A 17,482-nucleotide genomic window follows, 5' to 3' on the forward strand; every position below is an offset into this window, starting at 1 on the left:
ATGGCTAACAAATTACAAATCACCCTTACTAAATCTGTAATCGGTACTAAACCGGTACAACGTAAAACAGTTGAAGCATTAGGCTTACGCAAAGTTAACCAAACTGTAGAACACAACGACAACGTAGCTGTTCGCGGTATGATTAACAAAGTAGCTCATTTAGTTACTGTAACAGAAATTTAATTTTCAATCATTGAACAAGGAGGTGCCACATAATAATGAAACTGCATGAGTTAAAACCATCAGTAGGCTCTCGTAAAGAGCGTAACCGCGTTGGTCGTGGTATCGGTTCTGGTAATGGTAAAACTTCTGGTAAAGGTCATAAAGGTCAGAAAGCACGTTCAGGCGGCGGCGTACGCCCAGGCTTTGAAGGTGGTCAAAACCCATTATACCGTCGTTTACCGAAGCGTGGTTTTACTAATATCAACCGTAAAGAATACGCAATCGTTAACTTAGAAGTTTTAAATCGTTTCGAAGATGGTGCAGAAGTTACACCTGCAGCATTAGTTGAAACTGGTATCGTGAGCAAAGAGAAAGCTGGAATTAAAGTTTTAGGCAATGGAACTTTAGAGAAAAAGCTAACCGTAAAAGCTCATAAATTCTCAGCTTCTGCAAAAGAAGCAATCGAGAATGCTGGCGGACAAACTGAGGTGATTTAATGTTTCAAACGATCTCAAACTTTATGCGTGTTCGAGATATTAGAAATAAAATCATTTTCACACTATTAATGCTAATTGTCTTCCGTATTGGTACTTTTGTTCCTGTACCAGGTGTAGACGCAAGTGTATTACAAGCAGCAAACGAGTTTAACTTAGTTGGCTTCTTGAATACATTTGGTGGTGGTGCATTGGCTAAATTCTCGATTTTTGCACTCGGAATTTTCCCATACATCACAGCTTCAATTATTGTTCAGCTATTACAAATGGACATTGTTCCTAAATTTGCTGAGTGGGCTAAACAGGGTGAAGTTGGTCGACGCAAATTAGCGCAATTTACGCGTTACTTTACAATTGTATTAGCTTTTATCCAATCATTTGCGATGTCTTTTGGCTTCAACAGAATGTATGGTGGGCAGTTAATACAAGATGAGTCGATTTTGACATATGTTACAATTTCAATTGTGCTTACAGCAGGTACAGCTTTTCTTCTATGGTTAGCTGAGCAGATTACTGCTTACGGTGTAGGAAATGGTGTTTCAATTGTAATTTTTGCAGGTATTGCTGCTGCTATTCCAAACGCAGTAAACCAACTTTATGCTCAACAAATCCAAGGTGCTGGTGAACAATTATTCATCAATTTAGTCATTTTAGGATTGTTAGTATTAGTAATGTTAGCAGTTGTAGTTGGCGTAATTTATGTGCAACAAGCACTTCGAAAAATTCCGATTCAATATGCTAAAAGAGTAACAGGACGTAACCAAGTAACAGGCGCTCAACAAACACATTTACCGTTAAAAGTAAATGCTGCTGGGGTTATTCCGGTAATCTTTGCGTCAGCGTTCTTGATGACACCTCAAACTCTAGGTATGTTCTTTGGGGAAAACAGTGTAACAACATTTATTAATAACACATTTGACTATACAAAACCGGTTGGTATGTTAGTTTATGTATTGTTAATTGTTGCTTTCACTTACTTCTACGCTTTTGTACAAGTAAATCCAGAGAATGTAGCTGACAATTTAAAGAAACAAGGTGCTTACATACCAGGTATTCGCCCGGGTGCAAGTACACAAGAGTACTTAACGAGTGTACTGTATCGTTTGACATTTGTTGGAGCTTTATTCTTAACGGTGATTACAATTATGCCAATCATCTTTATTAATGTATTAGGTTTACCACAATCTGCTCAAATTGGCGGTACAAGTATGATCATCGTAGTCGGCGTTGCGCTAGAAACGATGAAACAACTTGAGTCTCAACTTGTGAAACGTCACTACAAAGGCTTTATGAAATAATGTTGGTTTTTGGGAACGGTTGACGTTTCCATAACCAGCTAACTTTTGTGGGGAGAGAGAAAACGTATGAATATCATTTTAATGGGTTTGCCGGGTGCTGGTAAAGGTACACAGGCAGATGAAATTGTTGAGAAGTACGCAATCCCTCATATTTCTACAGGCGATATGTTCCGTGCAGCGATTAAAGAAGGTACGGAATTAGGCTTAAAAGCTAAATCGTATATGGACCAAGGTGCACTAGTACCAGACGAAGTTACGATTGGCATCGTGCGTGAGCGCTTAAGCCAAGCTGACTGTGACCAAGGTTTCTTATTAGATGGTTTTCCACGTACAGTACCGCAAGCTGAAGCATTAGATAACATCTTGTCGGACTTAGGCAAAGCTATCGAGTACACTATTAATATTGATGTACAAAAAGAAGAACTAATTAAACGTCTTACTGGACGTCGCATTTGTAAAGTTTGCGGAACATCTTATCATTTAGTGTTTAATCCTCCACAAGAGGAAGGCAAATGTGATAAAGATGGTGGCGAGCTGTTTACGCGTGCCGATGATAATCCAGAAACAGTTACTAATCGTTTGGAAGTAAATATGACTCAAGCACAACCTTTACTAGACTTCTATGAAGCAAAAGGTGTGTTAACAAATATCAATGGTCAGCAAGATATCAACGATGTGTTTGCTGATATTGACGCTCTATTAAAGGGCAACCGCAGCTGATACCCGGCTCCGGGCGCAGATAACTGCTACCGCGGGAGCATGCATGCGGGAGCAACACAACGAAACATAATTTTTGAGAGTTGCAAAAGCATATTGTGCCCGGTAGATGCACAGCCACTTGAAAAAGTGATGGGCATGAAATGGGTTCGTGGAAGCATCTGTGTATTTGCTCGGATTGTGTGAAGCGAAAACCAGACGAGGCGTCTTTCGAACATCTCTCATGCAATCCAAACATATATGTTGAAACGAGTTGCTTCAAATAAGAAGACATGTCGTTATATGATATAGCGCGTGAGACCTGAAAACGCATATAGAAGGGAGACAGAGTAAGATGGCGAAAGATGATGTAATTGAAGTCGAAGGTACAGTTGTTGAGACTTTGCCAAACGCGATGTTTAAGGTAGAATTAGAGAACGGTCATATTGTACTTGCACACGTTTCTGGTAAGATTCGTATGCACTTTATCCGTATTTTACCTGGAGATAAGGTTACAATTGAGTTATCTCCGTATGATTTAACTCGCGGTCGTATCACATACCGTTTTAAATAATCTTTTGCACTCCGGACTATTAAGGAGGTTAGGTTAGATGAAAGTGAGACCATCTGTGAAACCGATCTGCGAAAAATGTAAAGTAATTCGCCGACGCGGTAAAGTAATGGTAATCTGTGAAAACCCTAAACACAAACAAAAACAAGGTTAATCCTAAAGGAGGTGCTCTAGCGAATGGCACGTATTGCTGGTGTTGACATCCCTCGCGACAAACGCGTGGTAATTTCATTAACATATATTTACGGTGTAGGTAAAACAACAGCTCAAAAAGTTTTAGCTGCTGCTGGCGTTTCAGAAGATGCACGTGTTCGCGATTTAACTGAAGATGAGTTAAATAAAATCCGTGAACAATTAGACACATATAAATTAGAAGGTGACTTACGTCGTGAAACATCATTAAACATTAAACGTTTAATGGAAATTGGTTCATTCCGTGGTATCCGTCACCGTCGTGGTTTACCAGTTCGTGGTCAAAATACGAAGAACAACGCGCGTACGCGTAAAGGTCCTCGTAAGACTGTTGCGAACAAGAAAAAATAATCGGTAAAGGAGGTTCCTACTTAACATGGCTCGTAAACAACAAACTCGTAAACGTCGTGTGAAAAAGAATATCGAATCAGGTATTGCTCACATCCGTTCTACATTTAACAATACTATCGTTACGATTACAGATATGCAAGGTAACGCGGTGTCTTGGTCAAGTGCAGGTGCTCTTGGTTTCCGAGGTTCACGTAAATCTACTCCATTTGCTTCACAAATGGCTGCTGAAACAGCTGCTAAAGTATCAATGGAGCATGGTATGAAAACGTTAGAAGTAACTGTTAAAGGTCCTGGTGCTGGTCGTGAAGCTGCTATTCGTGCACTTCAATCAGCAGGTTTAGAAGTAACTGCTATTAAAGACGTTACGCCAGTACCTCATAATGGTTGCCGTCCGCCAAAACGTCGTCGTGTGTAATGGGTGCAACTCATTAGAGTGACACCATCTTCTTGTACATTTGTTCTGTGCAATAACTAATATTGATATGCGAAAGCATACGAATTAATTGATGGAAAAACCTATTTCATCCGATGTTTTGAAGGAGGGTAAATTGAATGATCGAAATTGAAAAACCAGAGTTTGAACCTAAGGAGATCAGCGAAGATGCCAAGTATGGCAAGTTTGTTGTAGAACCACTAGAGCGTGGATTCGGCAATACTTTGGGTAATTCTTTACGTCGTATCCTTCTGTCTTCGTTACCAGGAGCTGCTGTAACATCAGTGCAAATTGATGGCGTACTACATGAATTCTCAACAATCGAAGGCGTGGTAGAAGACGTTGCTTCAATTATTTTGAATGTGAAAAAGCTTGCTCTGAAGATTTATTCTGATGAGGAAAAAGTAATCGAAATTGATGTGAAGGGCGATGGTCAAGTAACAGCTGCTGACATCACGCATGACAGTGACGTTGAAATCTTGAACCCAGAACTATTTATCGCAACACTCGCAAAAAATGGTCATCTACGTATGCGCATGTATGCAAAACGTGGCCGTGGTTATACTCCTGCTGATCAAAACAAGCGTGAGGATCTTCCAATCGGCGTGATCCCGATCGACTCTATTTACACTCCAGTTTCGCGTGTAAACTTCCAAGTGGAGAACACACGTGTTGGTCAGTCTTCTGACTATGACAAACTTTCGCTTGATGTGTGGACAGATGGTAGCATCAGTCCAAGAGAGGCGATTTCGCTAGGAGCGAAAATTTTAACTGAGCATCTTAACATCTTTGTTGATATGACTCATGAGGCACAAACATACTGTACAAGAGCTTTCAAGCAAATCAGAAGATGATATGATGAAAGTTCGTAACTTGGGCCGTAAGTCATTAGAAGAAGTAAAAGCGAAGTTAGAAGAGCTTGGTTTAGGATTACGCAAAGAAGACTAAGCGAAACAATATTTATAGATCAGACTTTTTATAAAGGAGGGAAACATCAATGGGTTACAGAAAACTTGGTCGTACAAGTTCTCAACGTAAAGCGATGTTACGCGACTTAGCGACAGATTTAATCATCAACGAACGCATTCAAACTACTGAAGCTCGTGCTAAAGAGTTACGTTCAGTTGTTGAGAAAATGATTACTTTAGGTAAACGCGGAGACTTACATGCTCGTCGTCAGGCAGCAGCATTTATCCGTCGTGAAACAGTAACTACAACTGATGAAGAAGGTAATGAGTCTACTCAATACGCACTTCAAAAGTTATTTGACGATGTAGCACCACGCTACGCTGAGCGTCAAGGTGGTTACACACGTATCCTTAAAGTAGGTCCTCGCCGTGGTGACGGTGCGCCTGTAGTTGTGATTGAATTAGTTTAATCTTTCAACAAGCGAATTAGGAGGGTGGTCTTGTTCACCGGTGAACGATCATCCTCTTTTTTATAACAACTAGAGTGAATAACTCTATGTTTCATACGACAAATAAAATAGCTGAGCGTTATGATGAGCGAGCCATTTGGCGGCGTCTCGTTTAGCTCTCCGCACCTCATTCTTAGGCTAAAAGGTTTGAGCGCCTTAGAAGCTGATAAATGTAGTTCAACAAGCGCATTTCTCTGAATGAGGTGCGCGCTTTTTTATTCTTTGAGCACAGTGATAAGCGCCAATAGGGTGCTTTTTTTATTAGGTCAAGTAATACGCTAAAAAGGTTGACGCACTGCATAGGAGCGAGTACGCTTAAAGAGTTATCATACATGCATACTACATAAAATTGAAACAAAGGGGAGTATCAATGATGAGTGAAATTCTAGCATTACAACAAGTAACATTTGCTTATCCTTCTGATGAAACAGAGGTACGCAATGCAGTAGACAATGTCTCTTTTTCAATAACAGAAGGGGAGTGGATTGCTATTGTTGGGCATAATGGTTCTGGAAAATCAACCATTGCTAAGTTAATGAATGGCTTATTATACCCTAATGAAGGTAATGTGCGATTTATGAATCAGCTATTGAATGATGATAACTTATGGGATATTCGCTCACAGATGGGCATGGTTTTTCAAAATCCAGATAATCAATTTGTTGGCGCTACTGTACAAGATGATGTTGCGTTTGCATTAGAGAATAATGGTGTTTTGCATGATGACATGGTAAAACGTGTTCAACAAGCATTAGCTCAAGTGAAAATGCAAGATTTTCTTGACCATGAACCACATCACCTCTCAGGAGGACAAAAACAGCGAGTAGCGATTGCAGGCGCCTTAGCTTTATACCCAAAACTCTTAATTTTAGATGAGGCAACTTCAATGCTTGATCCTCAAGGGCGTAATGAGGTATTGCAAACCATTCAACAATTACGTGAAGAAACAGGTTTAACGGTTATTTCAATTACACATGATTTAGAAGAGGCTATCTTAGCAGACCGTTTGTTATTTATGAATAATGGTCAAAAGTTTGCAGAGGGAACGCCAGATGAGATTTTTGCCCTAGGTGATACGTTGCTTGACTTAGGGTTAGATTTACCATTCGCAATGAAATTATCACGTTTATTACAAGAGAAAGGTGTTCCTCTCATTGGGCTTAACATGACAGAGGAAGAACTGGTGAATGACTTATGGATATCAAACTTCAACAAGTAGGCTTTTCCTATGCTGCAGGTACACCTTTTGAAAAGCGTGCATTATACGAGGTGGATTTTAAGATTCCGACAGGCACTTACCAAGCGATCATTGGGCATACAGGCTCAGGTAAATCAACTGTCTTGCAACATTTTAATGCCTTACTTAAACCAACCGTTGGCGAAGTTGCCATTGGTGAATTTAACATTAAGGCAAGTGAAAAGAAACCAAAAAATATAAAAGAAATGCGTCAACATGTGGGCATTGTTTTTCAGTTTCCTGAGCATCAATTATTTGAAGAAACCGTTTTAAAAGATATTATGTTTGGGCCAATCAACTTTGGTGTTGGGGAAGATGAGGCAAAACGTCGTGCTGAACAACTTATTGAACAAGTAGGTTTACCCACTAGTATCTTAAATAAGTCCCCTTTTGACTTATCAGGTGGGCAAATGCGTAGAGTAGCGATTGCAGGCGTATTAGCTATGAAGCCAGATGTGATTGTGTTAGATGAGCCAACTGCTGGCTTGGACCCAAAAGGCCAAAAAGAAATGATGGATATGTTTTATCGCCTTCATAAAGAAGAAGGCTTAACAACAATTCTTGTGACTCATAGTATGGAAGATGCTGCACGTTATGCGGATGATATTATCATTATGCATGATGGCACTAATGTGCTACAAGGCGAGCCTAGACAAATTTTTGCTGACCATCTAGCACTAAAAAAATATCGATTGGAACCACCAAGGATTGTGCGCTTTCAAGAGAAGGTAGAGCAATTACTGGGCAAGGCATTACCAAAAGTTTGTCTAACAGAAGAGGAGTTAGCACAAACAATTGCAGATGTACTGAAAGAGAGGGCTGGCATAGATGGATAAAATTATTTTTGGTCGTTTTATGCCAGGTGATACTTACGTGCATAAGATGGATCCGCGCGCTAAATTAATCTTTACCTTTCTATTTATCTTTATTGTGTTTTTAGCAAATAATTGGCTGACATATAGTATATTAATTGGGCTTACGCTATTTGTTATGTTATTATCACGCATTAAACCAATTTATTTAATTAATGGGTTAAAACCTGTAATATTTTTATTGATTTTTACGTTTTTTCTTCATTTGTTTTTTACAAAGGAAGGCGATTTATTATTTGAATGGGGCATTCTCCAAATTTATGAGGGGGGACTTAGACAAGGGATTTATATTTCCATTCGTTTTGCGGTCTTAGTTATTATGACTTCATTCTTAACGTTAACGACATCACCTATTGCGATTACAGACGGTATTGAGATTTTGCTGAATCCCTTAAAGAAGATTAAAGTACCTGTGCATGAGTTAGCCTTAATGATGTCGATTTCTCTACGCTTCATCCCGACTTTAATGGATGAGACAGACAAAATTATGAAAGCACAAATGGCAAGAGGTTCAGATTTAACAACAGGGCCCATCAAAGAACGTATTAAGGCGGTCGTACCTTTACTTGTCCCGCTCTTTGTAAGTGCTTTTAAACGTGCGGAGGATTTAGCTACCGCAATGGAAGTAAGGGGCTACCGTGGGGGGGAAGGGCGTACACGCTATCGCCAATTAGCATGGCGTACTCGTGATACAATGGCCATTCTTTTTCTACTGCTTGTTGCAGGTGTATTAGTTTATTATAGAGGAATGTGAATATATGAGAATCAAAGCAGTAATTAGCTATGATGGTACAAACTTTGCAGGGTACCAAGTACAACCAAATAAACGTACTGTACAGTTAGAATTAGAACGTGTACTAATGAAAATACACAAGGGGGAAGCCATTAAAGTAGTGGCAAGTGGTAGGACGGATGCACGTGTACATGCTACTGGGCAAGTCATTCATTTTGACACACCATTAAATATTAGTGTTGAAGCATGGCAAAAAGCGCTCAACGTCCAACTACCTGACGATATTCGCGTGAGAGATGTGCAGTTGGTAACGGATGACTTTCATGCCAGATATGGTGCAGTGGGGAAACGTTATCGTTACATCTGGTCATTGGAAAGAATACAATCGCCATTTCGCAGGCATTATGCTGTATTTATGAAAGGGCAACAACCTGATGTTAAACGGATGAAACAAGCCACGCATGCTTTTTTAGGTGAACATGATTTTTCTGCTTTTTGTGCAGCTAATACGAGCGTAGTAGATAAGGTACGAACTATTCATAGTTTACGATTAGAGCAACATCCTAACGAATTACACCTTATTATTGAAGGGAATGGCTTTTTATATAATATGGTGCGAATTATTGCTGGCACATTGTGGGATGTAGGTATGAAAAAAATAGCCGTAGCACAAGTCCCAGCCATCCTTGCTTCTCAATCACGTGATGAAGCGGGTAAAACAGCGCCACCACAAGGTTTATACCTTGAAGAAGTATGGTATGCGTGACTAAGCAACCTAGCCACGTGTTCACCTAAAAACACTTGACTTTGATGTGAGAAAAGGGTATGATGACTAATGGTATTTTCATTACCACCACAAATAAGCCCCGAAACTTAATTGTATTGTAGATAATGAAAAATAACGGTATTTTTAATTGATTAGGAGGATATACACATGCGTACAACATTCATGGCTAAAGGTCACGAAGTAGAGCGTAAATGGTTATTAGTTGACGCAGAAGGCCAAACACTAGGTCGTTTAGCTTCTGAAGTTGCTGCTATTTTACGCGGTAAACATAAACCAACATTTACACCAAACGTTGACACAGGTGATCATGTAATCATCATCAACGCTGATAAAATCGAATTAACAGGTAATAAATTACAAGATAAAATTTACTACCGCCACACTCAATATACAGGTGGTCTTAAACAACGTACTGCTGGCGAAATGAAAGAAAAGTACCCAACACAAATGTTAGAATTAGCGATTAAAGGTATGTTACCAAAGAACTCTTTAGGACGTAAAATGTTCGGTAAACTTAACGTATACGCTGGTTCAGAGCACCCACATGCAGCACAAAAACCAGAAGCATATGAGCTTCGCGGATAATAACTAAGAGGAGGATATTACTTTGGCACAAGTTCAATACATCGGCACAGGTCGCCGTAAAACTTCTGTAGCTCGCGTACGTTTAGTACCAGGTACAGGTAAAATTGTTATTAACAAACGTGACGTTGAAGAGTACGTACCATTCGAATCTTTACGTAACGTAATTAAACAACCATTAGTAGCTACTGAAACAGTAGGCAGCTATGACATCTTCGTTAACGTTGATGGTGGTGGTTTCACAGGTCAAGCTGGCGCTATCCGTCACGGTATCGCACGCGCGTTACTTAACGTTGACCCAGATTTCCGTGCAACACTTAAATCTGCAGGATTATTAACACGTGATGCACGTATGAAAGAACGTAAAAAACCAGGTCTACGTGGCGCACGTCGTTCACCTCAGTTCTCAAAACGTTAATATCGCTTTTTATATCAACGTTTTCAAATGGTTTTTGGTTCAAGTTGGTTCAAATCAGCTTGGATTTCATAAAGAACTTAACAGATTTAAAGCATCAGCATCTTGCTGGTGCTTTTTTTCTGGCATTAATTCTAGATAATAATTTTGCGTTGTTTGAATATTGATATGACCTAAAACGAACCATCTAGGCATTCAGATTTAGAATATTGATAATCAATAGTTAACTTAAAGGAAAAGGTTTATATAAAAAATTGAAATACTCATAAAAGAAAGGGAGGAAACTAGACAGTGTTATGATAATAGAGTAGGATGAAAATCATTTGAATTTGTAAAAAGACAAGTGCAGATTAGACGTAGATGAAGCTTTGAGTCAACTCCCCTAATTCATTAGACTTCCCCAAAGCATATATGAATCACAGCGCTTTGCTATTTACCTCACTTAACATAATTGATGCGGAGATTCTCTCTATGGCGATTCAAAAGGTCAACAAAATTATAGGAAGTGTCTACTTTTATAATTTAAAATGGAAAATATGTGTACTTTTTTCAATAAAAGTGCTTCAATATAAATAATAATAGCCAATAGTTTTTCAAATTAAATAATAAGTTCCGAATTATATTTTAATTCTTAAGTTTTAGATTTTATAATATTTTTAGTAAGGAGACGAGATAATAATGTTAAGTTTGGATTTATCTGAACAAGAATACGAGTTATTTAACGTTGAAGAAAAAGCAGATCTAGCGCTGAAAAATAAGAATTTTATATTTGGTAAAAATGGTGCGGGAAAATCTACACTTTGTAAAATGATAGAAAAACAATTTACTGATGAATTTGATGTACGTGTTTTTACAGGTTTTGAGAATATTATAGTAGATACAAAATTGAATGCTATTGTTCTGGGAGAAGAAAATATAGATGCTAAAAGAAACCTACAAGCTCTTGATAGGAAACTGAATGATCTTATTTCTGAAAAAAATAATATTGTAAATCAAATTAAATCTTTAAAATGGAAAGATGAATATAAAGAAAAGGGGCTTCAGAAACATTCTTTATATAAGAGCAAGGAAGATATTTCAAAACTTTACTCAAATAAAGAAAGTGAAATAAATAGATTTTATACAGATAAAGCTAGAGAACTAAGAGAATTCAATTCGCCACAAATTACTAAAACAACTTATAATAGAAATGATTTTATAAGGGATATATCAAGAAGAAAAATCTTAGATGACAAAGACATAGGGGACTTGAAGAAAATCTTAAGCGAAGTACAGAAAAGCATAATTATTGAAAAGGCAGAAGATAAAAAGTTTGATTTTATCACTTTAATTAAAAATGTAAAAAGAATATTAGAACATGAAGTTGCAGTAGTTAATGTTATAGAGGAATTGAAAGATAACCCTGCTAGAAAACAATTTGCTCAAACTGGTTTAAAAATACATAAGGCAGGAGAAAAATGTTCATTTTGTGGCAATGAAATTACAGAAGATAGAATAGAGAAATTAGAGACATTAGTATCAATGCCAGAAATTCAAACAATTCAAATAAGTATTAATGAACATATTCAGATTATTGATAACATTGGAAAAAAAGTAGATAAAATAGAAGAATTAGACAAGGAACGCTTTTATATTACACTGTATAAAGAGATAGATGAGATTAATACTGATATCAGATTATATAAGGAGAAATGTAATCGATATTTAGATAAATTAAAAGATGGTTTAAACAAAAGACTAAGCTTAATTTTTAATACGATTTTAAATGTAGATGTGGATATAGAAATTCCAGAAGATTTCACAAGTATTGAAGAAAAAATGAAAAATATAATAAAAAAACATAACGAATTGGATAAGAATATTGACCATAGACGTATAGAAGCAAAAGAAAAACTAAGATTACATTTTGTAGCTCTAAGATTAAATGAAAAAGAAAATTATAATAGAAACTGGCGTGGATATGAGATTGAATTACATGAGTTAGAGAGGTTAAAGAATGATAAGTTGGAAAATGAGAAAAGCATTGTTAATTTAATCGCGAAACTTAAAGGTTCAAATAAAAAATTAGAAGAAAATACAATTCTTTATCTAGATAGTGAAATAAAAAAGGCTAATGAAGAAAAAGAAGCTGTTTTAAGTGAAACTAAAAGTACTTCTAAATTTGTAAAAATCATAAATGATAAGCTAAAAAAAGCTGGAAAGTATAATTTAGAGTTAGTTTTAAATAAAGATGAAGATGATATTGAACATTATTTAGTAAAAGATGATAATGAAAGAGTTCGTTCTATTGATAAATTATCAACAGGGGAGAAAAATATAATTGCTTTTTTATACTTTCTAGAGAGTTTAAGTGATGTTGAAAAACAAAATGATAAAGATAAAATGATTGTTTTTGATGATCCGATGAACTCGAATGATGATACTATGCAATATTTGATAATAACAGAAATACAAAAATTATATACAGATAGATATAAAGGTAAGTTTAAATCTCAAAAAGATTATTTTATTTGTTTAACGCATAATGCACATTTTTATTTAAATATTCAACCGCATGGGAATTTTAAAGACAAAAAGCTAATTAATGAAAAGCTTGTAGAGATATCGAAATATGATAAAAATAATTTTTATAGATTAGAAAATGGGAAGTTTAAACTTATTTCTTCTCAGAAAGAGGATTTTAATACACACTATGAACTTTTATGGATTGAATTGCAGTCTCTTTATTCAAACAACTTATTAAATTCAATGCTCAACTCGATGAGGAGGATAATTGAAACTTATACTAAGTTTAATAAAATAAATCCAGTTGATTTTTACAAAGATAAAGAAGAACATAAGAAATTATTTGATGTAAATTCACATTCTATAGACGATCATTCGATGGAAACTATAGGTAAAGATAAAGATACTTTAATAGCAATGTTTAAAGAGGTATTTGTAACAAATAATGCAAAAGAACACTTTGAAACCTATTGGAAGTAAATTGTATGCAACTAGAATTGATTATTTTTGTTCAAATAATATCATGTTTAATACTTTTCTATACATTTTCAGCCCTTTCCCATTTGTATGGGAGAGGGTTTCTTTACGTTGAAAATGAAAGTAATACTTATGTTGATATTCTTTAAAATTATAAGAGGATAAAGTGGATCATAGTGATAAAAAGTAAAATCAATAGATTTTATATTTGTATTAGCAATTCGAAAAATGAATAATCAAATTGAAACAATTGCTCCTATAAAGTTAATAGTATTTTGATACATTTTTTTGATAATATCCAGAATATAACGACTATTATAAATAGATATGTAAAATGAGATAAGAGAAGGTTAAAAATATGAAGAAAATAAAAATAACACTTATGATTGTGATGTTTGTTTTCACTTTTTCTTTGGTAGTTTATGCAGCTAAACATACAAGTGGCTCAAAATGGGTGAAAAATCCAGAGAATTGGCACCAACTTTCCTATTTTGGTGAGGCTTATACCGTTAAAGGTTATGGGAAGTCACAAATTACCTATTATCGAAATGGCTCATATGTTAGTGGAGCGTATGCCTATGTGGATTCGTGGAGTTCAGCTAACAGCAACTATACAAATGTTACTGTAAGAGATAGTCTCAATCCATGGGCAGCGAAGACAACTTACTATTATAGCTTTTAAAGATATCTCTTTTATAAATATTTGAATAGGAAATAAAATAGCATGAGGCAATTAAAACGTACCTTATTTTTGTTAAATATATATACTGTCGTTAGTATCTCATTTTTATTACGTTTTACAACAAACACTATGAAAATAGTTTTTATTATTATGCTGCTCATTATTAATGTAGCCGTATTGAGTGTAACCATAATGGCAAATAAGAAGGAAATAAATGTGCATTTTATTGTGGGGAAATCAATTAAAAAAGATATGCAAGATACTTTAATGGTATTTGGATTAACACATGTTATGACTGTGTTGATTATAAGTATAGTGTTGCATCATCTTTTTGAAGTAAAGTATGATGTTATCTTACAAATGACAATTATTATAGTATTGCTCATGTTACAAATGGTGGTGAAATATGTGTTGTTGAGGAAGTTACGATGAAAAATATAAATCTATTATTATTAAAAAAAGATTTTTGTTATTACTCTTACTAATGATGACTGCATTTCTTATGAATATATTTTTATGGAATGAATCAAGTCAATTATTTAAAGAGTTGCCAACACTATATCATAAAAAAAGTCAAAATCCTATGCGATACAAAAAGCAACAAAATTAGCTAAAGACTTTGATTTAGAAGACGTTCTTTATCAAAAAGTAAAACATATTTCGGGAGGGCAGAAACAGAGAACAGCTATTATTAGAAGTTTGATATTGAATCCTGCCATTATATTAGCAGATGAACCGACCACTAATTTAGATGCTGATAATTTTGCGTTAGTATTAACCTTATTTCAATCACTAAAACAGGAAGGAAAAATCATAATTATTGCAACGCATGATGAACGTATTGTGCCTATTCAGATCAAATATACCGTATTGAAAATCGTAAATTAATCCTTCCGTGAATCCGCCAGCTTTATTATACAAGTAGAAAGAGAAAGTGCGACTATTGCTTACATAGTGGTGCTTTTTTTATTTGAAAAAATAAAGTATCACATATCTTGAAAGTGACGTAATGTCATTTTATATACTAATAGCAATAGGATGGAAGGGATGCGTTTATACGATGAAGAAAGAGGATAGTATCATTTATGCATGTGTGGTTATTGGGGCAGGGATAGGATTAGTTTTTGGACGTGCAATCATTGGTGTACTGATTGGACTTGGTATAGGTTATATCATAAAGACTATAATTTCTCATGATGGGAAGTGAGCAAATGTTTCATATTAATGAGTTTAAGAAGATGTGTGGGGTATCCGTTAGGACATTGAGACATTATGATACGATTGGACTGCTCAAACCTGTAGGTAAAACGGAAGGCGGTCATCGATTATATACGATGGTAGAGTTGCAAAAGTTACAGCAGATTCGTTTTTTACAAACGATTGGCTTTTCACTACATGAAATTAAAGAAATGCTAGATACAGATGAATGGGATTGGTCAACCAGTTTGTTGAAACAACTGACGTATATTACGAGTGAACAAGAGCGATTGCAGCGAATTGAAGAGAGCTTACGTGAATTAATTAATGGCATAGCTGTAGATGGAGAGGCTTTTCAAATTAAAACCATTATTGATTTGTATCACAATCATCAAGCAAAAGAACAATTACTAACTAACTGGCATACGAAGAATCATTCTATACTTGAGAAGGTACCTAAGATGGGGAGCAGTGACCCAGATTCTTTAGAGTGGATTGCGTTAGTAGGTCAATTAAACAAGCATCAACATTTAGGATACACTCACCCTCGTATTCAGCAAATTATTCATCGTATGGAGGTGAAGAAGGAAGAAGATTACGCTGGTGAGGAGGCATTTTTACATCAGTTATGGGAGATTAGGCGGTCAGAAGAGCAAGCGGCAAAACATCAACTCTACCCTATTGCACAAGAAGTGTTACTTTTTATGGAGCAAGCATATGACTATTACATGGAGCAGGCATCGCGATGACGACAGATATGATGTTGTATGTTGTGGGCTTAGCACTATTAGATGCGATTAGCCCGACTATTATTGGGGTGACTCTATGGTTACTCGTAACGATGGATAAAAAAATAGTGTCACGCATAAGCATTTATTTAGGTACCATTATGTTACTCTATTTTTTATTAGGTATAGTTATGATGGAAAGTATGCCAGGGTTGATGTATTTACTAGAACAGTTGAGGCAATATAAATGGTTAGTGCGTATTGTATTTGGGCTAGGTGTGTTATTATTTGCGTTAAGCTTTCTAGTGCCATACGAGAAAAAGGCAACAATACCAAAGGCTAAATCTTACCACATGAAAGCGATGATTGGTCTAGGGCTTACAACTTTTATGATAGAGGCAGGAATGGCACTGCCTTATTTTATACTGATAAATTTACTAACTGCAGAAAATGTGCCACTTTATCACTGGATGCCTATTATTATGCTTTACAATTTTACTATGATTTTACCAGCATTCGTATTGCTACTTATTTATCGATGTGGCATAAAAGCCATTCAGCCTATTTTTGATAACTGGCAACATAAGCTTAATCAACATTCACATTCTGTAATGGCGTGGCTTTTGTGCATCATCGGTGTGATTTTAATTTTTTATACTATAGATAGTTTATAAGTCAAGGGTAACACAATCGATGTTACTCTTTTTTATTCATTAAAATGGCATAAAAAACTAGAAAACAGAACATACGTTTGTTATAATGATGTTATAAGGAGGGATGTAAAATGAATGCGCAGCAAGTTGTTCAACAATTTAAAGAAAAGTATGCCCATACAAAGAGAGAAGCGGTTGCTATAGAAGTGGTTAAAGGAGAAGCAACAAGATGGCAAAGTAAATTCGGTGGCGAACCTTATTGGCCCATAAGCAAGCCATACCCTCAAACAAAAGAAGGCGAGCCCTTATTATTATTAGCTCAATTTGTCTTAGCTGATCTACCTCATCTGCCCGTAGATTTCCCTAAAACAGGTATACTCCAATTTTTTATTGCTAGTGATGATGTGTATGGTTGTGAATTTGGCGAACATATACAAGATGGCTATCGCGTAGTTTATCATGAAGATGTAGAGGCAAATTTGTTAGAAGACGTACCATCGAACTTAGCAATAAATGAATATGAATTTCCATTCAAGCAACAATATGCTCTGCGATTTGAGCTTCAGCAAGAACTCATATCGCTATCTGACCACCGTATGATAGATGATTACGATGATATGGATGATGCTACATGGGATATTTTGCATGACCATTTTATCGCAACAGGTCATAAATTAGGGGGATATCCATTCTTTACACAATGCGATCCTAGAGCTCATATGGATCATTTAAAGGAATATGAATTGCTCTTTCAGTTAGACTCAGACATGGATCATGATATTATGTGGGGCGATGTAGGTGTTGGTAACTTCTTCATTCATCCAACAGATTTAAAAAATAAAGACTTTACTAAAGTTTTGTATACATGGGACTGTCACTAGTTATCCCTTTTTAATCACACAAATAATTGCAATGATTACTCGCTGTAAATCTTGCATCATCAGTAAATGGTACGACTGAACATTTTTCAGTTGTACCATTTTTATTTGACAAAAAGATC

22 protein-coding genes and 1 pseudogene are annotated in these 17,482 nt (G+C 35.9%); all 23 read left to right on the forward strand.

Going from position 1 to position 17,482, the window contains the following annotated elements; genetic code table 11:
- Positions 1-183: a 50S ribosomal protein L30 gene (gene rpmD, locus IEW44_RS12500; protein WP_188615386.1), complete on the forward strand. Its 183-nt coding sequence runs from the start codon at positions 1-3 to the stop codon at positions 181-183.
- Positions 184-218: 35 nt separating this feature from the next.
- Complete coding sequence (gene rplO / locus IEW44_RS12505) at positions 219-659, forward strand: 50S ribosomal protein L15 (RefSeq protein ID WP_188615387.1); 441 nt, start codon at positions 219-221, stop codon at positions 657-659.
- On the forward strand, positions 659-1,954 hold the full coding sequence (gene secY / locus IEW44_RS12510) for a preprotein translocase subunit SecY (RefSeq protein ID WP_188615388.1): 1,296 nt from the start codon (positions 659-661) through the stop codon (positions 1,952-1,954). The genes rplO and secY overlap by 1 nt, the downstream gene beginning before the upstream one ends.
- A gap of 66 nt (positions 1,955-2,020) precedes the next feature.
- Positions 2,021-2,674: an adenylate kinase gene (locus tag IEW44_RS12515; protein ID WP_188615389.1), complete on the forward strand. Its 654-nt coding sequence runs from the start codon at positions 2,021-2,023 to the stop codon at positions 2,672-2,674.
- 331 nt (positions 2,675-3,005) lie between these two features.
- On the forward strand, positions 3,006-3,224 hold the full coding sequence (infA, locus tag IEW44_RS12520) for a translation initiation factor IF-1 (RefSeq protein ID WP_036143445.1): 219 nt from the start codon (positions 3,006-3,008) through the stop codon (positions 3,222-3,224).
- Between the two features lie 37 nt (positions 3,225-3,261).
- Positions 3,262-3,375, forward strand: coding sequence for a 50S ribosomal protein L36 (gene rpmJ, locus IEW44_RS12525; protein ID WP_000868344.1), 114 nt, complete (start codon positions 3,262-3,264; stop codon positions 3,373-3,375).
- Between the two features lie 23 nt (positions 3,376-3,398).
- Positions 3,399-3,764 carry a 30S ribosomal protein S13 gene (rpsM, locus tag IEW44_RS12530; RefSeq protein WP_188615390.1) on the forward strand — a complete coding sequence of 122 codons (366 nt, stop codon included), beginning with the start codon at positions 3,399-3,401 and terminating at the stop codon, positions 3,762-3,764.
- Between the two features lie 25 nt (positions 3,765-3,789).
- The gene (gene rpsK, locus IEW44_RS12535; RefSeq protein ID WP_188615391.1) at positions 3,790-4,179 is read left to right on the forward strand and encodes a 30S ribosomal protein S11; all 390 of its coding nucleotides are present in this window, start codon (positions 3,790-3,792) and stop codon (positions 4,177-4,179) included.
- Positions 4,180-4,316: 137 nt separating this feature from the next.
- Positions 4,317-5,145, forward strand: a pseudogene (locus tag IEW44_RS12540) (DNA-directed RNA polymerase subunit alpha).
- Between the two features lie 49 nt (positions 5,146-5,194).
- The gene (gene rplQ / locus IEW44_RS12545) at positions 5,195-5,575 is read left to right on the forward strand and encodes a 50S ribosomal protein L17 (RefSeq protein ID WP_188615392.1); all 381 of its coding nucleotides are present in this window, start codon (positions 5,195-5,197) and stop codon (positions 5,573-5,575) included.
- A gap of 412 nt (positions 5,576-5,987) precedes the next feature.
- On the forward strand, positions 5,988-6,833 hold the full coding sequence (locus IEW44_RS12550; RefSeq protein WP_188615393.1) for an energy-coupling factor ABC transporter ATP-binding protein: 846 nt from the start codon (positions 5,988-5,990) through the stop codon (positions 6,831-6,833).
- Positions 6,809-7,687, forward strand: a complete 879-nt coding sequence (locus tag IEW44_RS12555; RefSeq protein ID WP_188615394.1) for an energy-coupling factor ABC transporter ATP-binding protein — start codon at positions 6,809-6,811, stop codon at positions 7,685-7,687. Before IEW44_RS12550 ends, IEW44_RS12555 begins: the two co-directional genes overlap by 25 nt.
- Entirely contained in the window at positions 7,680-8,477 is a 798-nt protein-coding gene (locus tag IEW44_RS12560) for an energy-coupling factor transporter transmembrane component T family protein (RefSeq protein WP_188615395.1), read from the forward strand. Before IEW44_RS12555 ends, IEW44_RS12560 begins: the two co-directional genes overlap by 8 nt.
- A gap of 4 nt (positions 8,478-8,481) precedes the next feature.
- The gene (truA, locus tag IEW44_RS12565) at positions 8,482-9,222 is read left to right on the forward strand and encodes a tRNA pseudouridine(38-40) synthase TruA (protein WP_188615396.1); all 741 of its coding nucleotides are present in this window, start codon (positions 8,482-8,484) and stop codon (positions 9,220-9,222) included.
- A 168-nt stretch (positions 9,223-9,390) separates the two neighbouring features.
- The gene (gene rplM, locus IEW44_RS12570; RefSeq protein WP_188615397.1) at positions 9,391-9,828 is read left to right on the forward strand and encodes a 50S ribosomal protein L13; all 438 of its coding nucleotides are present in this window, start codon (positions 9,391-9,393) and stop codon (positions 9,826-9,828) included.
- Between the two features lie 22 nt (positions 9,829-9,850).
- Positions 9,851-10,243: a 30S ribosomal protein S9 gene (rpsI, locus tag IEW44_RS12575; RefSeq protein ID WP_188615398.1), complete on the forward strand. Its 393-nt coding sequence runs from the start codon at positions 9,851-9,853 to the stop codon at positions 10,241-10,243.
- Between the two features lie 675 nt (positions 10,244-10,918).
- Positions 10,919-13,225, forward strand: a complete 2,307-nt coding sequence (locus IEW44_RS12580) for an AAA family ATPase (RefSeq protein WP_188615399.1) — start codon at positions 10,919-10,921, stop codon at positions 13,223-13,225.
- A gap of 355 nt (positions 13,226-13,580) precedes the next feature.
- A complete protein-coding gene (locus IEW44_RS12585) occupies positions 13,581-13,904 on the forward strand; it encodes a hypothetical protein (RefSeq protein WP_188615400.1) in 324 nt (107 codons plus the stop codon).
- 42 nt (positions 13,905-13,946) lie between these two features.
- Positions 13,947-14,336, forward strand: coding sequence for a hypothetical protein (locus IEW44_RS12590; RefSeq protein ID WP_188615401.1), 390 nt, complete (start codon positions 13,947-13,949; stop codon positions 14,334-14,336).
- A 156-nt stretch (positions 14,337-14,492) separates the two neighbouring features.
- The gene (locus IEW44_RS16025; RefSeq protein ID WP_188615429.1) at positions 14,493-14,792 is read left to right on the forward strand and encodes an ATP-binding cassette domain-containing protein; all 300 of its coding nucleotides are present in this window, start codon (positions 14,493-14,495) and stop codon (positions 14,790-14,792) included.
- A gap of 323 nt (positions 14,793-15,115) precedes the next feature.
- A complete protein-coding gene (locus IEW44_RS12600; protein WP_188615402.1) occupies positions 15,116-15,850 on the forward strand; it encodes a MerR family transcriptional regulator in 735 nt (244 codons plus the stop codon).
- Positions 15,847-16,503 carry a GAP family protein gene (locus IEW44_RS12605; RefSeq protein ID WP_188615403.1) on the forward strand — a complete coding sequence of 219 codons (657 nt, stop codon included), beginning with the start codon at positions 15,847-15,849 and terminating at the stop codon, positions 16,501-16,503. Before IEW44_RS12600 ends, IEW44_RS12605 begins: the two co-directional genes overlap by 4 nt.
- Before the next feature lie 110 nt (positions 16,504-16,613).
- On the forward strand, positions 16,614-17,363 hold the full coding sequence (locus IEW44_RS12610) for a YwqG family protein (protein WP_188615404.1): 750 nt from the start codon (positions 16,614-16,616) through the stop codon (positions 17,361-17,363).
- The last annotated feature ends 119 nt before the right edge of the window (positions 17,364-17,482 follow it).

It is taken from the genome of Lysinibacillus alkalisoli, from assembly GCF_014643595.1.
Taxonomy (GTDB): domain Bacteria; phylum Bacillota; class Bacilli; order Bacillales_A; family Planococcaceae; genus Metalysinibacillus; species Metalysinibacillus alkalisoli.

Coding starts and splice junctions, on each gene's coding strand:
- IEW44_RS12590 (WP_188615401.1), top strand. CDS start 13,947: ATGAGGCAATTAAAACGTACCTTATTTTTGTTAAATATATATACTGTC.
- IEW44_RS12585 (WP_188615400.1), top strand. CDS start 13,581: ATGAAGAAAATAAAAATAACACTTATGATTGTGATGTTTGTTTTCACT.
- IEW44_RS12600 (WP_188615402.1), top strand. CDS start 15,116: ATGTTTCATATTAATGAGTTTAAGAAGATGTGTGGGGTATCCGTTAGG.
- IEW44_RS12580 (WP_188615399.1), top strand. CDS start 10,919: ATGTTAAGTTTGGATTTATCTGAACAAGAATACGAGTTATTTAACGTT.
- secY (WP_188615388.1), top strand. CDS start 659: ATGTTTCAAACGATCTCAAACTTTATGCGTGTTCGAGATATTAGAAAT.
- IEW44_RS12610 (WP_188615404.1), top strand. CDS start 16,614: ATGAATGCGCAGCAAGTTGTTCAACAATTTAAAGAAAAGTATGCCCAT.
- IEW44_RS12560 (WP_188615395.1), top strand. CDS start 7,680: ATGGATAAAATTATTTTTGGTCGTTTTATGCCAGGTGATACTTACGTG.
- rpmD (WP_188615386.1), top strand. CDS start 1: ATGGCTAACAAATTACAAATCACCCTTACTAAATCTGTAATCGGTACT.
- IEW44_RS12550 (WP_188615393.1), top strand. CDS start 5,988: ATGAGTGAAATTCTAGCATTACAACAAGTAACATTTGCTTATCCTTCT.
- rplO (WP_188615387.1), top strand. CDS start 219: ATGAAACTGCATGAGTTAAAACCATCAGTAGGCTCTCGTAAAGAGCGT.
- IEW44_RS12515 (WP_188615389.1), top strand. CDS start 2,021: ATGAATATCATTTTAATGGGTTTGCCGGGTGCTGGTAAAGGTACACAG.
- IEW44_RS12555 (WP_188615394.1), top strand. CDS start 6,809: ATGGATATCAAACTTCAACAAGTAGGCTTTTCCTATGCTGCAGGTACA.
- rplQ (WP_188615392.1), top strand. CDS start 5,195: ATGGGTTACAGAAAACTTGGTCGTACAAGTTCTCAACGTAAAGCGATG.
- rpmJ (WP_000868344.1), top strand. CDS start 3,262: ATGAAAGTGAGACCATCTGTGAAACCGATCTGCGAAAAATGTAAAGTA.
- infA (WP_036143445.1), top strand. CDS start 3,006: ATGGCGAAAGATGATGTAATTGAAGTCGAAGGTACAGTTGTTGAGACT.
- rplM (WP_188615397.1), top strand. CDS start 9,391: ATGCGTACAACATTCATGGCTAAAGGTCACGAAGTAGAGCGTAAATGG.
- truA (WP_188615396.1), top strand. CDS start 8,482: ATGAGAATCAAAGCAGTAATTAGCTATGATGGTACAAACTTTGCAGGG.
- rpsM (WP_188615390.1), top strand. CDS start 3,399: ATGGCACGTATTGCTGGTGTTGACATCCCTCGCGACAAACGCGTGGTA.
- IEW44_RS12605 (WP_188615403.1), top strand. CDS start 15,847: ATGACGACAGATATGATGTTGTATGTTGTGGGCTTAGCACTATTAGAT.
- rpsK (WP_188615391.1), top strand. CDS start 3,790: ATGGCTCGTAAACAACAAACTCGTAAACGTCGTGTGAAAAAGAATATC.